Annotated in this window: 16 protein-coding genes; 7 read left to right on the forward strand and 9 right to left on the reverse strand. The window is 51.7% G+C overall.

Annotation, left to right across the window (positions count from 1 at the left end; genetic code table 11):
* Positions 1-7: 7 nt before the first annotated feature.
* The 4 genes from nrdE to F0Q32_RS01670 all read right to left on the reverse strand — a co-directional run bounded on the left by nrdE (position 8) and on the right by F0Q32_RS01670 (position 3,391).
* Entirely contained in the window at positions 8-2,152 is a 2,145-nt protein-coding gene (gene nrdE / locus F0Q32_RS01655) for a class 1b ribonucleoside-diphosphate reductase subunit alpha (RefSeq protein WP_149461697.1), read from the reverse strand.
* Positions 2,125-2,535: a class Ib ribonucleoside-diphosphate reductase assembly flavoprotein NrdI gene (gene nrdI, locus F0Q32_RS01660; RefSeq protein ID WP_149461698.1), complete on the reverse strand. Its 411-nt coding sequence runs from the start codon at positions 2,533-2,535 to the stop codon at positions 2,125-2,127. The genes nrdE and nrdI overlap by 28 nt, the downstream gene beginning before the upstream one ends.
* On the reverse strand, positions 2,532-2,777 hold the full coding sequence (gene nrdH / locus F0Q32_RS01665) for a glutaredoxin-like protein NrdH (RefSeq protein WP_149461699.1): 246 nt from the start codon (positions 2,775-2,777) through the stop codon (positions 2,532-2,534). The genes nrdI and nrdH overlap by 4 nt, the downstream gene beginning before the upstream one ends.
* A gap of 182 nt (positions 2,778-2,959) precedes the next feature.
* Complete coding sequence (locus tag F0Q32_RS01670; RefSeq protein ID WP_149461700.1) at positions 2,960-3,391, reverse strand: carboxymuconolactone decarboxylase family protein; 432 nt, start codon at positions 3,389-3,391, stop codon at positions 2,960-2,962.
* A gap of 90 nt (positions 3,392-3,481) precedes the next feature.
* Between F0Q32_RS01670 and F0Q32_RS01675 the strand changes: the two genes are divergently transcribed.
* The gene (locus tag F0Q32_RS01675; RefSeq protein WP_149461739.1) at positions 3,482-4,828 is read left to right on the forward strand and encodes a PLP-dependent aminotransferase family protein; all 1,347 of its coding nucleotides are present in this window, start codon (positions 3,482-3,484) and stop codon (positions 4,826-4,828) included.
* Between the two features lie 103 nt (positions 4,829-4,931).
* On the opposite strand, the gene F0Q32_RS01680 is transcribed toward F0Q32_RS01675, so the two are convergent.
* Positions 4,932-5,258, reverse strand: a complete 327-nt coding sequence (locus F0Q32_RS01680) for a DUF883 family protein (protein ID WP_149461701.1) — start codon at positions 5,256-5,258, stop codon at positions 4,932-4,934.
* Between the two features lie 163 nt (positions 5,259-5,421).
* Here F0Q32_RS01680 and F0Q32_RS01685 point away from each other — a divergent pair, with 163 nt between their 5' ends.
* Positions 5,422-5,766 carry a DUF2002 family protein gene (locus tag F0Q32_RS01685; protein WP_149461702.1) on the forward strand — a complete coding sequence of 115 codons (345 nt, stop codon included), beginning with the start codon at positions 5,422-5,424 and terminating at the stop codon, positions 5,764-5,766.
* A gap of 32 nt (positions 5,767-5,798) precedes the next feature.
* Here F0Q32_RS01685 and alaE read toward each other — a convergent pair whose 3' ends face one another.
* Positions 5,799-6,248, reverse strand: coding sequence for an L-alanine exporter AlaE (alaE, locus tag F0Q32_RS01690; RefSeq protein WP_149461703.1), 450 nt, complete (start codon positions 6,246-6,248; stop codon positions 5,799-5,801).
* Between the two features lie 637 nt (positions 6,249-6,885).
* On the opposite strand from alaE, the gene stpA reads away from it, so the two are divergent.
* Entirely contained in the window at positions 6,886-7,287 is a 402-nt protein-coding gene (stpA, locus tag F0Q32_RS01695; protein WP_149461704.1) for a DNA-binding protein StpA, read from the forward strand.
* Positions 7,288-7,330: 43 nt separating this feature from the next.
* Here stpA and F0Q32_RS01700 read toward each other — a convergent pair whose 3' ends face one another.
* Positions 7,331-7,510, reverse strand: coding sequence for a hypothetical protein (locus F0Q32_RS01700; RefSeq protein ID WP_149461705.1), 180 nt, complete (start codon positions 7,508-7,510; stop codon positions 7,331-7,333).
* Positions 7,511-7,584: 74 nt separating this feature from the next.
* On the reverse strand, positions 7,585-8,106 hold the full coding sequence (locus F0Q32_RS01705) for a rhodanese family protein (protein WP_149461706.1): 522 nt from the start codon (positions 8,104-8,106) through the stop codon (positions 7,585-7,587).
* Positions 8,107-8,760: 654 nt separating this feature from the next.
* Between F0Q32_RS01705 and F0Q32_RS01710 the strand changes: the two genes are divergently transcribed.
* From F0Q32_RS01710 to F0Q32_RS01725, 4 genes are all read left to right on the forward strand, one after another.
* Entirely contained in the window at positions 8,761-9,345 is a 585-nt protein-coding gene (locus tag F0Q32_RS01710; protein ID WP_149461707.1) for a fimbrial protein, read from the forward strand.
* Between the two features lie 73 nt (positions 9,346-9,418).
* Positions 9,419-10,081, forward strand: coding sequence for a molecular chaperone (locus tag F0Q32_RS01715; protein WP_149461708.1), 663 nt, complete (start codon positions 9,419-9,421; stop codon positions 10,079-10,081).
* Entirely contained in the window at positions 10,081-12,600 is a 2,520-nt protein-coding gene (locus F0Q32_RS01720; protein WP_149461709.1) for a fimbria/pilus outer membrane usher protein, read from the forward strand. Before F0Q32_RS01715 ends, F0Q32_RS01720 begins: the two co-directional genes overlap by 1 nt.
* Before the next feature lie 11 nt (positions 12,601-12,611).
* Complete coding sequence (locus tag F0Q32_RS01725; protein ID WP_149461710.1) at positions 12,612-13,715, forward strand: fimbrial protein; 1,104 nt, start codon at positions 12,612-12,614, stop codon at positions 13,713-13,715.
* Positions 13,716-13,845: 130 nt separating this feature from the next.
* Here F0Q32_RS01725 and F0Q32_RS01730 read toward each other — a convergent pair whose 3' ends face one another.
* The gene (locus F0Q32_RS01730; protein WP_149461711.1) at positions 13,846-14,202 is read right to left on the reverse strand and encodes a hypothetical protein; all 357 of its coding nucleotides are present in this window, start codon (positions 14,200-14,202) and stop codon (positions 13,846-13,848) included.
* Positions 14,203-14,286: the final 84 nt, after the last annotated feature.

Here is a 14,286-nt window from a genome sequence, read left to right on the forward strand (position 1 = left end):
TTTCTCCTTACAGCGCGCAGGACACGCAGCCTTCAATTTCGGTGCCTTCCAGCGCAAGCTGGCGCAGGCGAATGTAGTAGAGGGTTTTGATGCCTTTCTTCCAGGCGTATATTTGCGCTTTATTGATATCGCGCGTGGTGGCGGTATCGGGGAAGAACAGCGTCAATGACAGCCCCTGATCGACATGACGCGTCGCTTCTGCGTAGGTGTCGATAATCGCTTGTGGGCCAATCTCATAGGCATCCTGATAAAGCGCCAGATTATCGTTATTCATAAACGGTGCGGGGTAGTACACGCGCCCGGTTTTCCCCTCTTTGCGAATCTCCACCTTCGAAACTATCGGGTGAATGCTTGACGTGGCGTGGTTGATATAGGAAATCGATCCCGTCGGCGGGACCGCCTGTAAATTCTGGTTATAGATGCCGTAGCACATCACCGCTTCGCGCAGTTGTCGCCAGTTTTCGTGGCTCGGTAAGGTAATGCCTGAGCGCTGGAAGAGGGCGCGAACACGGTCGTGTTTTGGTTGCCAGTCACCTTCCAGATATTGCGTAAAGTACTCGCCGCTGGCATAGCGTGATTGCTCAAACCCGGCGAAGCGTTGCCCGCGCTCGCGCGCCAGCAGCATTGACGTATGCAGGGCATGCCAGGTGACGGTGTAGAAGTAGAGGTTGGTAAATTCCAGCGCTTCCGGGCTACCGTAGGCGATGCCTTCCCGCGCCAGATAACCGTGCAGATTCATCTGCCCAAGCCCGATGGCGTGTGAGGCGGCGTTACCTGCTTCAATCGATGGCACTGAACGGATATGACTCATATCGGATACCGCCGTCAGCCCGCGTATTGCGGTGGCGATGGTCAGGCCAAAGTTGGGCGAATCCATGGTGTGCGCGATGTTCAGCGAGCCGAGATTACAGGAGATATCATGTCCGGTGGCGGCATAATCGAGATTCTCATCGTAGGTTGAAGCGCTGTTAACCTGCAAAATCTCCGAGCACAGGTTGCTCATGTTGATGCGACCGGCAATCGGGTTCGCGCGGTTCACCGTATCTTCGTACATGATGTACGGATAACCGGATTCAAACTGGATCTCGGCCAGCGTCTGGAAGAAATCACGCGCATTAATATATTTTTTGCGCACGCGGGTGTCCGCTTCCAGCTCGGCATACCTTTCGCTGATGGCGATATCGCCAAACGGTTTGCCGTACAGACGTTCGACATCATAGGGCGAGAAGAGCGCCATGTCGGCATTCTCTTTTGCTAACTGGAAGGTGATATCGGGGATCACCACGCCAAGCGAGAGCGTTTTGATGCGAATTTTCTCGTCGGCATTTTCCCGCTTAGTATCAAGGAAACGCAAAATGTCCGGGTGATGCGCGTGTAAATACACGGCCCCCGCGCCCTGACGCGCGCCGAGCTGGTTGGCGTAGGAAAAGGCATCCTCCAGCATCTTCATTACCGGAATCACGCCGGAAGACTGATTTTCAATGCGCTTAATCGGCGCACCGGATTCACGCAGATTCGACAATAGAAAGGCCACGCCACCGCCGCGTTTTGAGAGCTGAAGCGCTGAGTTCACCGCACGACCGATAGACTCCATATTGTCTTCTATACGTAGCAGAAAGCAGGAAACCAGCTCGCCGCGCTGCTGTTTACCACAGTTGAGGAAGGTCGGCGTCGCGGGCTGGAAACGACCGGAAAGCATCTCATCGGTAAGCTGGCAGGCCAGGGCTTCGTCGCCCTGGGCGAGGGTTAGCGCCACCATACAAACGCGGTCGGCGAAGTGTTCCAGATAGCGTTTGCCGTCGAAGGTCTTCAGCGCGTAGCTGGTGTAAAACTTCCATGCGCCGAGGAAGGTCTGGAAACGAAAACCGCTGGCATGCGCGTGTTTAATCAGCGCAGTGACGAACGCGGGGGGATAACATTTAAGCACAGCGTCATCGTAGTAGCCTTCCGCGACCAACCAGCGCAGGCGCGCCTCTGCATCATTAAACGTGACGCTGTTCGGCTGAACATGAGCGGTCATAAAGGCATCTACGGCCTCACTGTCTTTTTCAAACTGAATCTGCCCGTTCCGGTCGTAAAGATTCAGCATCGCGTTAAGCGCATGATAGTCGGGCATGGCCTGGGTTACACGTTCTGCGGTTGTCGTTGCCAAAATTCGCTCACTCCTTTTCGCACTGTATCAATATCGTGTTGCGTGCCCATCAGCTCAAAGCGGTAGAGCCAGGGAACGTGGCATTTTTCTGCGATCACCGCGCCCGCGCGGCCATAGGCGTCGCCAAAGTTTCGGTTTCCCGCTGCAATCACGCCACGGATTAACGCCCGGTTTTGCGGGTCGTTCAGGAAGCGGATCACCTGACGCGGAACCGCTCCTGCCGTACCGCCGCCGCCATAGCTGGGGACGACCAGAATGTACGGTTCCTCGACCTGGATACGCTCCCGCTCATTTAGCGGAATACGTATCGCAGGCAGCCCGAGGCGCACCATAAAGCGGTGTGTGTTCTCAGAGCTGCTGGAGAAGTAGACGAGACGGCTCATGCGTGAGCGGCAATGGCATCGGGGCGCAGGCGATTAATCATATCCGGGCGGAAGCCGGACCAGCGGGTTTCCCCCGCGATCACCACCGGAAGCTGGCGAAAGCCCTGTTCACGAAGGGTATCGGCCATCTCAGGATGCTGGTCGAGATTGACCATCTCGAAATCAAAACCGTGTCTTTCCATTGCCCGTTTGGTGGCGTGGCACTGGATGCAGTTATTACGAGTGTAAATAGTAATGCGCATGATTCGTATTTCCATTTAAAATGACAATAGGGCGCAGTTAAGAGCGTCGGTCCGGGAGTGGTTACCTGAAAGGAATACTAGATGTAGTTTTTGAAAACTTCAACCATACAATATATAGATGTTTGAACAAAAAAAGCCCCCAGCGCGAAATGCGGCGGGGGCCGGGGATGTTTGCGTAAAAATTACATACGCATAGCGATGGCCAGACGGTTAAAGGCGTTCATCAGGCTGATGGCGAAGGTCAGGTCGCTGATTTGCTCGGCGCTAAAGTGCGCCAGCAGGGGTTGATAGACGCTATCTTCCGCATGATGCTCGGCGATGTGCGTCACATCTTCTGCCCAGGCCAGTGCAGCGGCTTCCGCTTCAGTGAAGTGATTACTCACTTTCCAGCCAGCCAGTGCGTCCAGTTTGGTCTGATCCACACCCGCTTTGCGCAGCGCTTTACTGTGCATCTCCAGGCAGAAGGCGCAGCCGTTAATCTGTGAAACGCGCAGGTAGACGAGTTCCAGCAGGGTGCGATCCAGCGAACTCTTTTCCAGGGCAAGGCTTGCCTGAACCATACCTTTGTACACGTCAGGGCTTAATTCGTTATAGGGTTGGCGCAGCAGGGTCATATTGTCTCTCCTCATTATCGATATGCATAAAAGTAGCACTATAATGGTCTGCATCAGATAGCCATATTATGAGTAAAAAAGCAGACCATGATGCAAAGCGATGGCCCACGTTATCGGCAGATTGCCAGGCAGTTGAAAACCGCAATAGAGGAAGGCAAGTTAACGGCAGGCAGACGGCTACCGTCCAGCCGGGTTTATGCGCAGGAGCTGGGCGTGTCACGCGTGACGGTAGAAAATGCCTACGGCGAGCTGGTGGCGCAGGGATGGCTTGAACGGCGCGGCCAGGCCGGGACGTTTGTCAGTGAACATCTCACGCTCAAACCGGCGGTGGCAGAGCCAACCTGGTTTGGCGGCGAGGAGCCGCATCCGCAACCTTTTCAGCTTGGGCTGCCTGCGTTGGATCTCTTCCCCCGGGCATTATGGGCGAAAGTGATGGGGCGGCGGTTGCGAACTCAGACGCGTTTTGACCTTGCGCTGGGTGATGTATGTGGCGAGATGGCGCTACGTCAGGCGATTGTCGAGTATCTGCGACTGTCGCGCAGTATTGAGTGTCAGCCAGAACAGGTGTTCATCACTTCTGGTTATGCAGCGTCGATGAGTCTGATATTACGTGCGCTTGATGGACGCGGGCAGGGAATGTGGGTGGAAGATCCCGGTTTCCCGTTAATTCGTCCGGTGATTACGCAAGAAGGGGTGAACATGCACCCGATTCCGGTGGATAGTGAAGGGATGGAAGTGGAGTGGGCACTCACTAATGCACCTGAAGCCCGCTTTGCATTGCTCACCCCGGCACATCAAAGCCCGCTGGGTGTGGCGCTCTCTCTGCCGCGTCGCCGCCAGCTTCTGGACTGGGCAATGCGCCAGCAGGCGTGGATTATTGAAGACGATTACGACAGTGAGTTTCGCTATCAGGGTAAGCCGCTCCCGCCGCTTAAAAGCCTGGATGCGCCGCAGCGCGTCATTTACGCCGGTACCTTCAGCAAGGCGATGTTTCCGGCGCTGCGCACCGCCTGGCTGGTGATTCCTGTGCCGCTGGTGGCGCAGTTTCGTCGCCAGGTACAAAAAATCGCCTGCCCGGTACCGCTGTTGTGGCAGCAAACGTTGGCGGATTTTATCCATGAAGGTCACTTCTGGCGGCATCTGAAGAGGATGCGCGTGCATTACGCCGAGCGGCGGCGCTGGCTGGAGGAGGCGTTACAGGCACACGGTTGTGACGTGGTGGCGCAGCAAGGGGGCATTCAACTGGTGGTGATGATTTCCGGTGACGATAGGTCATGGGCGCGGCGCGCGCGCGATGCCGGGCTGGCTGTGCAGGCGGTGAATGACTGGCGGATTAACGGAAGCGGAGTGCCAGGGCTCATCATGAGCTTTACCAATATTACGTCGCAGGCGATGGCAAACGAGCAGGTTTTGGCGTTGAAGCGGGCTTTAAAATAAAAACCCCGGCGTAAACGCCGGGGTGCAGACGCGTAGCCGTTCAGAAACTGATCTTAAATTTTCCCGATACGGCGCATTTATTATCTTCACTGTTTCACTTCAATTATCGACGCAAACTTAATAATGCGCCAACAAATATCCCAACGGCGGCAACCGCGCCTAAGCTCTGCCAGGGCTTCTCACGGACGTAGGTACTGGCGCAGTTCAGGTAATCGCAGGCGGCCTGCTGGGAACGGCTGCGGCCATGCAGTCTGGCGCGGGACTCTTTCAACAGCGCCTGTGCTTTACGACGTGCGGCGTCAGCCTCACCTTTTGCATCGCTACCCCAGCTTTTTAGTACATCCTCAAGGCTATCAGCTAACTGATTAACTTGATCCTGGATATCCTGAGTCTCATCAACAACCTCATTGCGGCCAAATCGATTAGGCATGTGCTTCTCCTTTTTATGTGGGGACGGAATTAAGTGTAGGCAAAATTTTTATCCTTTGGAGCGAATCACAGCGAATCGACGCGTTTGTGGATTTTTCTGAAGGCGGGGTTAATGCTGATTACTGTAAGGTGGCGATGCAGTAAGAGATGACGAGGAAAAAATAATGTATTTACGACCTGATGAGGTGGCGCGCGTTCTTGAAAAAGTGGGCTTCACTGTGGATGTGGTAACCCAAAAAGCTTACGGCTATCGCCGTGGCGAGAATTATGTTTACGTGAATCGTGAAGCGCGGATGGGACGCACGGCGTTGATTATCCATCCGGCGTTAAAAGAGCGTAGTAATTCGTTAGCAGAACCGGCTTCTGAAATCAAAACCTGCGATCACTATCAGCAATTTCCCCTCTATTTAGGCGGGGATGAACAGCAACATTACGGTATTCCGCATGGCTTCAGTTCGCGTATTGCGCTGGAGCGTTATTTGAACGGTTTATTTGGCGAGTTTCATTAAGCGAGCGACTGGCATTGGCCAGTCGCAGTGCATTATGCCTTTGCCTGACTGTACTGGCTGACACGGAAAAGTCGGCGACAGAAATCGAGAAAATAACCGTATACCGCGCCCATCACCATTGAAACCACAATATTCGAGCTTACGGCGGCGGCAATCTGATGCCAGTCTGCGCCGATAGTCAGCAGAATAATCACATACACTGGCGACTGAAACGTAACATACGCCAGCGTATCCGCGAGGTTTTTCACCCAGCCTGCCGGGCTAATGCGACGTGCCAGGCGCATAATCGCATCACGATAAATACCGTACGGCCATGCAATAATAATGTTTACCGGTACCGCTAACAGACGAGAAGAAAGCGACTGCTCAAAGGTCATTCCGGAGAGAAAAATTTCAATCATCATGTTCACGACGGAACAGTAGACCACCATGGCGAAAGTGTCTGCTGCTGCGTGACGCAGGCGTGACTGCGCAGAGAACATCGGTATGCTCCTCGAAAAGTAACGAAAACCGTCAATGAAGGGGGTTCTAAAGGCGTTTTGGGTTGCCTTTGTTGCTGCGTATAGATTATCTGTCTGGGTTGAAACTAACAACTAGTGAAATATTTTTATTTAAACGCTTTTTGTCAATAAAATACTCTGTCGATGGGTGATTTTAACTGTTAGCATTATTTTTAGTTATGTGTTGTTTTTATTGTTTTAAAATCAATAAGTTATGTGTTTATGTGCACTGTGTTGCAGATAACTGAGATGTGCTATTGAGGCCAGTAAGCTTGGGATACGGTTTATAAGTGTGATATTTGTCATTTTTGGTGTTTTTTATGTCAGTTAACGGTGTTTTGCAGCAGTTAGTTCTGATGTCATTATTCTGTAGTTATGCACTTAGTATGGGTTATTATTCATCCTGTTGTTTTGTTAACAAGACGTTGCAACATCCGGCAAATGCGCATCGGTTGCGGGAATATTAATTTAGTATCTGCGGGCTGTATTTAAATATAATATCGAAACACCGTGAGGATATATTCATTAATATTTCGGCGGTGGTAATATATTCGTAAATACAATATAATTAGCCGCTGTAGTAATGTATTTTGTTTTGAATAAGGAATTTTATAGCCCTATGTCTGTTATGTTACAAAAATTGAATAACATCCGTTCTTTGCGTGCAATGGCGCGAGATTTCTCCATTGACGTTCTTGAAGAAATGCTGGAAAAAGTCAGGATCGTCACTGAAGAAAAGAGAAATGAAGAGCAGTTAGCGATACAGCAACGCGCTGAGCAGCAAGAAAAAATTAATACCTGGCTCGAGTTAATGCAGGCTGATGGTATTTCGCCGGAAGAGCTGGCGGATATGAAAGCCGCTATCGCCGGTGCGCCGAAAAAACGCGCATCGCGTCCGGCAAAATATCGCTTTACCGATTTCAACGGTGAAGTAAAAACCTGGACTGGCCAGGGCCGTACGCCAAAACCTATCGCGCAGGCGCTGGCTAACGGTAAATCACTGGATGATTTTCTGATCTAAGTGCCCAAATAAAGCGGTGAGAAGTGTCTCACCGCACAATTTATCAGCAAACGCCGAAATCGCCTTCTTCGGTATATGGCGTAACCTCTTCCAGCTTCAGGGTGTATTTCTCTCCCTGCTCATTACTTGCCTGTACAGCAACAATATGATCGTTGTGCGTTTCCACAACTTTAAGTTTTGGCCCACCCATTTTCGGTTGTACAAAATCACCTGGTGAATACATCGCAATACTCCTGCTCTATTTGTTAACGTTATCTAAGATTAAGCTGGTGTAACGAAATAGTAAATGCAGCATCCTTAACGACGATTCCACGGCATGACGGCCAACAGCCTGGCCATGCCACAAAATCCGCTGATACCCGCGAAGGTGAGACCGGCACCGACAAAGGCGCTCAGCAGGAAGAATGCCTCTGAAACCGTGTAACCCAAAACGCAGCCCAGAAGAATTAATCCACCGGCCGCAATTTGTACCTGCCGCATAAGCGGTAATGGCTGCTTTTTATCTTCGATTGTTTCCAGCCCGGCGGCTTTCCATGCCTGAATGCCACCTTCCAGCACCATTACCTTAGCGGGCGCAGCGGCGGCAACCAGCCGGGTGAGATTGTTGCGGGTGCGGTTTCCGGACTGGCAATGAAAAATAACCACGTCATTGGTGTTCACAGGCAGCGTCGAACCCTGCTCAATGGCGCTTAACGGGAACAGTTGAGCCTGGGCAATATGCTCGCGGGCAAATTCATCTGCGTCGCGGATATCAACCAGCTTTGCGCCTTCTTGAAGTTGCGTTAGCGCCAACTGGGGGGAAATCATCTCTGTTGTCATTATCCTGGTACCTTGTGCAGGGTTGTTCCTATCTTAATGTATATGCAGGTAAATAACGAGTATGAGAACTGTGCACTATTCGGCATTAATGATTAATAAAAATAGTAAAATAATCATGGTTCGAATTTTAACGCTTAGTAAGATCATGGTTTAGCCACGTGATGGCTATGGTTAATATCCCTAATAGGAATATTCTTACTTAATGTAAATATTGAAAGCTTGTGGATGAATATTATTCACTCTAAAGATCAATTTTATGTTAACTATCAGCGCTTATTAACTACTGTGTTAATCATAATGACATATATTGTAATTTATAATGCATTCATTGATATCCTCGGTCCAACATATCATTCTTATTTAACGATTAACCTGGAAATGTTTAAATTCCGCAACGCATAAGTCACATAATTTGTTGTTGCAATTCGTGCTATTGCCGATATTATTTATTCGCAGACCTAATATGTTCATCGGGTCTGACACTCACTAAAGTCGATATTTTTCGGTTGAGAACACTGAGATAAAGACTGTGCATAATATCCTACCGATGGAACGACGATAAACTTCAACACGGAAGAACTGGCGATATCGCCTGGCATTTTTTTGCCCTGCATATATCGCATTGGATAGCCGTCAAAGAAGAGAGAAATAACAATGAAATCGCAGTTCCGTATTATGGCCGTGGTTATCGCAGCTCTGGCATCAGGTACCACGCTTTCCGCTATTGCCAACGACATGACCACTACCGTGCCCGCCGCTGATGGTGCTCAGGGCGCTGGCGGCCAGGTGAAATTTACCGGGGAAATTACTGACGCCGCGTGCGATATCGATACCAATAGTACCAATCAGGTGGTCGATTTGGGCAAGTGGGCAAGCAGCTACTTTAAAGCAACCGGTACGGAAACCACCAAAACGCCTTTCCATATCAATGTGAAAGATTGCCCGTCTTCAGTAAGCAAAGTTGCTGTGTTGTTCGACGGTACGCATGATGCCAATGAAGCCGATCTGCTGGCGATTGACGGTGATGCCACTGGCGTCGGCATTAAGCTGATTGAAGCGGATGAAACCACGCAGGTTAAACTGGGGACGATTTCCCAAAAATATCCAATTGATGCAGGTGAGAATGGCGAGGCCGGTACCGCCGATCTGTTGTTCTATGCCGATTATCGCGCCACCGCCGATAAAGTCACGGCAGGTAACGCTGACGGCGTGACCAACTTCGAAATGATTTACAACTAAGTCGAATCTGAGCAGGGGATTTCTCCTGCTCATTCATCCCTTTCTCGTTTCCCCTGACAAATGATTGCTATTTATGAAACGTATTATCGCAGGCGTTGCTCTCTCATTCTTATTGGTTACTGCTGCTAAGGCGGGCGTGGTCGTGGGGGGAACCCGCGTAATATATGAGGAAGGGAAGCGTGAGGCCTCTATTTCGGTGACGAATGCTGATACCCACACGCCGTATCTGGTGCAATCCTGGGCTGAGAATTTTAACGAAAATGACAAACGCCCGGTGCCCTTTATTGTTACGCCGCCGCTGTTCCGCCTTGATCCTGAAAAAAGAAATATGCTGCGCATCAGCTTTACCGGTATGGAGTTGCCGCACGATCGGGAGTCCGTATTCTGGTTGAATGTGAAGACTATTTCGCCATCCCAGAAAGGGGATGTGAATAAGTTACAGGTAAACATTAAATCTAAATTTAAGATTTTTTATCGCCCAGATAATTTGGCGGGTGACCCGGCTAAAGCATGGCAGCAGCTGCAATTTCACACGGCGGGTAATCAGTTAGTGGTAAATAACCCTACGCCCTATTTTGTGTCTTTATTTTCTGTATCCGTTGCCGGAAAAGAGGTTGATGAACCGGGAATGGTTGCGCCAATGTCATCGTTAACCTGGCCGATGAGTGGCTCGGGGACGGTGAAATGGCGTGCAATTAATGATTTCGGCGGCATCACTGACGTTGCGCAGCAGTAATGCGCCAGTTCCCACGTAGCCATTCGCATAAGCCGACGGGCACGGTACTGCTGCTGGCAACGGTGCCAACCGCACTGTTTCTGCTGTGCCATCATCGTCTGGCGCTGGCCGACGACTATTTCGACCCGGCTGCGCTGGAGGTGACCGATCCGCAGCAGAAAACCGCCGATCTCCACTATTTTGAAAAGCATGACGGCCAGCAACCCGGTACGTACCCGGTGGCTATCTGGGTGAACAACCAGCAGGTCGGGCAGGGGAATGTGACCTTTGTCGAGGACAATGGCACTCTGCAACCCCAGTTGACGGCGGCGCAATTGGCGGAGTTTGGTGTCAACGTCAGCGCTTTTTCTGCTTTTAATCAGCTGCATGATGGCGAAACATTTGCCCGGATTAGCCGCTATATTCCTGATGCCAGCAGTACTTTCGATTTTAGCGAACAGCGGCTGAATCTCAGTATTCCGCAGGCGGCAATGAACCTGCAAAGCCGTGGCTATGTTGACCCGGCGCGCTGGGATGATGGCGTACCGGCCGCCTTTGTAAATTACAATCTCACCGGCGCGCAATCGCGATATCGCGACGGCGAGCATAACTCAAACTATTTAAGCTTACGCAGCGGCATGAACATTGGCGCGTGGCGGCTGCGCAACGTCTCGTCGATGCAGTACGACAAAACCAGCCACTGGCGTTCACAAAGCACCTATTTGCAGCGCGACGTGAAGTCTTTAAAAAGCCTGCTGCGCGTGGGGGATACTTATACCTCAGGCGACGTTTTCGATAGCGTGCAGTTTCGAGGGGCGCAGCTCTCTTCTGATGACGAGATGCTGCCGGACAGCATGCGCGGCTTTGCGCCGGTGATCCGCGGGATGGCCCACAGCAATGCCAAAGTCACCGTCTCGCAGCATGGTTATGTGATTTATGAAACCTATGTCGCGCCGGGGGCATTTGCTCTGAAAGATCTCTATCCGACTGCGCAAAGCGGCGATCTGGAGGTCACGGTAAAAGAGAGCGACGGTTCCGAGCGCAAGTTTACCCAGCCCTATTCCGCGATCCCCTTTATGCTGCGCGAGGGGCGGCTGAAATACAGCGTCAGCGCAGGCCACTATCATTCAGGCCTGGACGGTAATCGTTCCCCGCAGTTTATTCAGTCAACGCTGTTTTACGGGTTACCGGCGAGTTTTACGCTCTACGGCGGCAGCCAGTTGGCGCAAGATTATCAATCCTGGGCGGGCGGCGTGGGGCACGGGTTTGGCGATTTTGGCTCGCTGGGGGCGGATGTCACGTGGGCCGATACGCGTACGCCTTCCGGTAAGCGCTATTCAGGTCACTCTGTCCGTGTGCAGTACCAAAAAGATGTGAATCTGACCGGTACAACTTTTAACCTTGCCAGCTATCGCTACTCATCCAGCGGGTTTTATGACTTCAGTGAAGCCAATGCGCTGGAGAGTGAAAACGGCCTGGTGGATAACAAACGTAGTCGCGAAGAGATTTCGATTTCGCAACCCCTTGGCGGCAGCACCAGCCTGACGGCATCCGCCTATTCGCAACGATACTGGCGCACCGGGCGTCACGATGAGACGGTCCATTTCGGGTTTTACAACACCTGGCAGGGCGTGTCGTGGGGGGTGGGCTACTACTACACCAAATCTTCCGCAGAGAATAAATCGGATCGTTCATTGTCATTTAACGTCACGATCCCGCTCGGCCAGTGGTTACCAAACAGCTCGGTGAGCTATAACACCACGTCAGATAACAATGGTTATACCTCGCAGCAGGTTTCGTTGTACGGCTCGGTGCCGGATAATCAAAATCTCTACTACACCGTCCAGCAGGGCTACGGCAACAACGGCCAGGGCGCGAACAGCAGCGTTGCGCTTGATTATCGTGGGGGTTATGGCAGCACTCAGCTTGGTTATCGCCATGATAAGCAGAGTAACCAGCTAACATGGGGCGCATCGGGCTCGATTGTCGCCCATCCTCACGGGATTACGCTTGGGCAGAGTACGGGCGATAGCTTCGCAATTGTTCGCGCACCGGGAGCCTCGGACGTGGCCATCCAGAATGGGACAAACGTGCATACGGACTGGCGCGGCTACGCAGTGGTGCCGACCTTAACGCCATATCGCAAAAACTACATTACTCTCGACACCGAGTCGCTCAAAGATGACACCGACGTCGATCTTCAGGGGCAGACGGTGATCCCCGGCGGCGGTGCGGTAGTGATGGCGAATTATCAAACGCACATCGGTAATCGCGTTCTGTTTACTCTCCATGATAACCACGGGCCATTGCCCTTCGGTGCCAGCGCGCAGATACGTAAAAACAGCGATGACGACGCGACGCCTGCCAGCGGTATTGTCGCTGAACAGGGGCAGGTGTATCTGAGCGGCGTGCCCGAAGAAGGTACGCTGGTGGCTCAATGGGAAACCGATAACATCTCGCACCACTGCACGCTTCACTTCCATATTTCCAGTAACCCACAGCAAAATCCGGTGAAAATAGTCACTGGCCTTTGCTTATAAGAGAGAGCGATATGCGACATCGTGACGGCGCGCTGTTTTTCTTTTTCCTGCTGATTGCGGGTTTTTATAGCCACGCTTCGCATGCGGAAACCTGCATGGCGAGCGTCGGGCAGATGACGCTGAATACGCAGAATTTGACCTACTTACCCACGCTGCCCGTGAACACGCAAATGGCCAACCAGATGGCGGATAACGGCAACGGGATTCACTTTTCCTGTGATTTGCAAACACCACTGGCGAACTGGAAACGCATTGTTTACCAACAAAAGGACACCACCGGTTCCGGGACAGTGATCAACGGGCATCACGTGTTTGCCTCAAAACTGGATGGCGTGAGCTACTCGGCAGGATTTCAGTGCAATGGTGGGCCGATTCGCTATATCGGCGACAGCACGGCTCCGGTGGGCGGTGAGTCGGTGACGGTATGTGACAGTGATGAACTGCCGGACCTTCTTAGTGAGCGCGAGCCCATCGTCAAAATGTATATCACTTTCTATAAAACCGGTGAGGTGACGATGAGCGGCGGCAACCACACCAACGTGGAATCTCAGCCGCATTTAGGTGAACTCTATATTGAGGATCGTACCGACAGCGCGACCAGTGTGAAAAGCAATCCGGTGTCGATTGACCTGGCGGCGCTTAATGTTGATATCGGCGCCAGCGGCAGTTGTCAGGTCAGCGCCTCCAGCATTCAGGTAAACCTGGGATCTGTGAATCGCGCCGAATTTAAGGGCAAAGGGCTGACGGCAGGCTCCGCCCGTTCCTTTGATATTCCGGTTTATTGTTCGGCGCCAAGCGATGTCAGAGTGGGCTTCTTCGGCGTTCTTGCCGCCAGCGATTCCCCGGATACGCTGGCGCTGACGAAAAGCGGCGATGCGGCAACGGGCGTGGGCGTTAAGCTGACTTATGGCAACAATGATGCCTCTGCACCTTCAGCAGGCACGTCGGTAAAAATTAATGAAGCGTCTAACCTGCCTATTCTGAAGCATGTGACGGCGGCAAATGCGGGTAATGCGGAGAACGTGAATTTTTCGGCGCAGTATGTTCAGACGGAAGGCAGCGTAACGGCAGGGGAAGCGAACAGTATTGTGACGTTTGCGCTGGTGTATAATTGAGTTGTTAGCCAGCAAAATACCGCAAGTTCAACACATTGCAAATAACCTGTAGGCCGGATAAGCGCAGCGCATCCGGCATAAGCACCAAAGCAAAAAGGCCGCGAAGCGGCCTTTTTATCACTCTGAGAAATTACTCAGTCACTTTATTTTTCAGCGACTCAGCACCTTCTTTGGTTTTATTCCAACCTTTCTCGGTACCTTCTTTGGTGGCGTTCCAGCCTTTTTCAGTACCCTCTTTGGTTTTATTCCAGGCTTTCTGCGAGCCTTCGCTCACTTTGCTCCCGGTGCTTTCTGCTTTACCTTCAGCAGCATGTTTGGATTTCAGCTTCAGCTCTTCGCCTTCATGCTGCGCCTGATGCAGCTTTTCTTTAGCGGTATTCGCATTCTCATGCGCCGCGGCAACGGTATCGTCCGTTGCGTGGGTGGTGGCAGCAAAAACAGGAGAAGCCAGCAGCAGGGCAGATAATGCGATCATTGTTTTTTTCATAATATCCTCATCTATCGTTATGGCTGTATGCGATGTATTCAGCATGGCAGAGCGAAGCGGCAGATGCATTAGGAAAAAACTGTA

Origin of the sequence: Pseudocitrobacter sp. 73, from assembly GCF_008369545.1 — a bacterium.
GTDB lineage: Bacteria > Pseudomonadota > Gammaproteobacteria > Enterobacterales > Enterobacteriaceae > Pseudocitrobacter > Pseudocitrobacter vendiensis.

Bases quoted from the DNA above. Each gene is read 5' to 3' on its own strand.
- nrdH (WP_149461699.1), bottom strand. From the start codon at position 2,777: ATGCGCATTACTATTTACACTCGTAATAACTGCATCCAGTGCCACGCC.
- F0Q32_RS01725 (WP_149461710.1), top strand. From the start codon at position 12,612: ATGCGACATCGTGACGGCGCGCTGTTTTTCTTTTTCCTGCTGATTGCG.
- alaE (WP_149461703.1), bottom strand. From the start codon at position 6,248: ATGTTCTCTGCGCAGTCACGCCTGCGTCACGCAGCAGCAGACACTTTC.
- F0Q32_RS01705 (WP_149461706.1), bottom strand. From the start codon at position 8,106: ATGACAACAGAGATGATTTCCCCCCAGTTGGCGCTAACGCAACTTCAA.
- F0Q32_RS01715 (WP_149461708.1), top strand. From the start codon at position 9,419: ATGAAACGTATTATCGCAGGCGTTGCTCTCTCATTCTTATTGGTTACT.
- F0Q32_RS01685 (WP_149461702.1), top strand. From the start codon at position 5,422: ATGTATTTACGACCTGATGAGGTGGCGCGCGTTCTTGAAAAAGTGGGC.
- F0Q32_RS01700 (WP_149461705.1), bottom strand. From the start codon at position 7,510: ATGTATTCACCAGGTGATTTTGTACAACCGAAAATGGGTGGGCCAAAA.
- F0Q32_RS01720 (WP_149461709.1), top strand. From the start codon at position 10,081: ATGCGCCAGTTCCCACGTAGCCATTCGCATAAGCCGACGGGCACGGTA.
- F0Q32_RS01675 (WP_149461739.1), top strand. From the start codon at position 3,482: ATGCAAAGCGATGGCCCACGTTATCGGCAGATTGCCAGGCAGTTGAAA.
- stpA (WP_149461704.1), top strand. From the start codon at position 6,886: ATGTCTGTTATGTTACAAAAATTGAATAACATCCGTTCTTTGCGTGCA.
- nrdI (WP_149461698.1), bottom strand. From the start codon at position 2,535: ATGAGCCGTCTCGTCTACTTCTCCAGCAGCTCTGAGAACACACACCGC.
- F0Q32_RS01670 (WP_149461700.1), bottom strand. From the start codon at position 3,391: ATGACCCTGCTGCGCCAACCCTATAACGAATTAAGCCCTGACGTGTAC.
- F0Q32_RS01710 (WP_149461707.1), top strand. From the start codon at position 8,761: ATGAAATCGCAGTTCCGTATTATGGCCGTGGTTATCGCAGCTCTGGCA.
- F0Q32_RS01730 (WP_149461711.1), bottom strand. From the start codon at position 14,202: ATGAAAAAAACAATGATCGCATTATCTGCCCTGCTGCTGGCTTCTCCT.
- F0Q32_RS01680 (WP_149461701.1), bottom strand. From the start codon at position 5,258: ATGCCTAATCGATTTGGCCGCAATGAGGTTGTTGATGAGACTCAGGAT.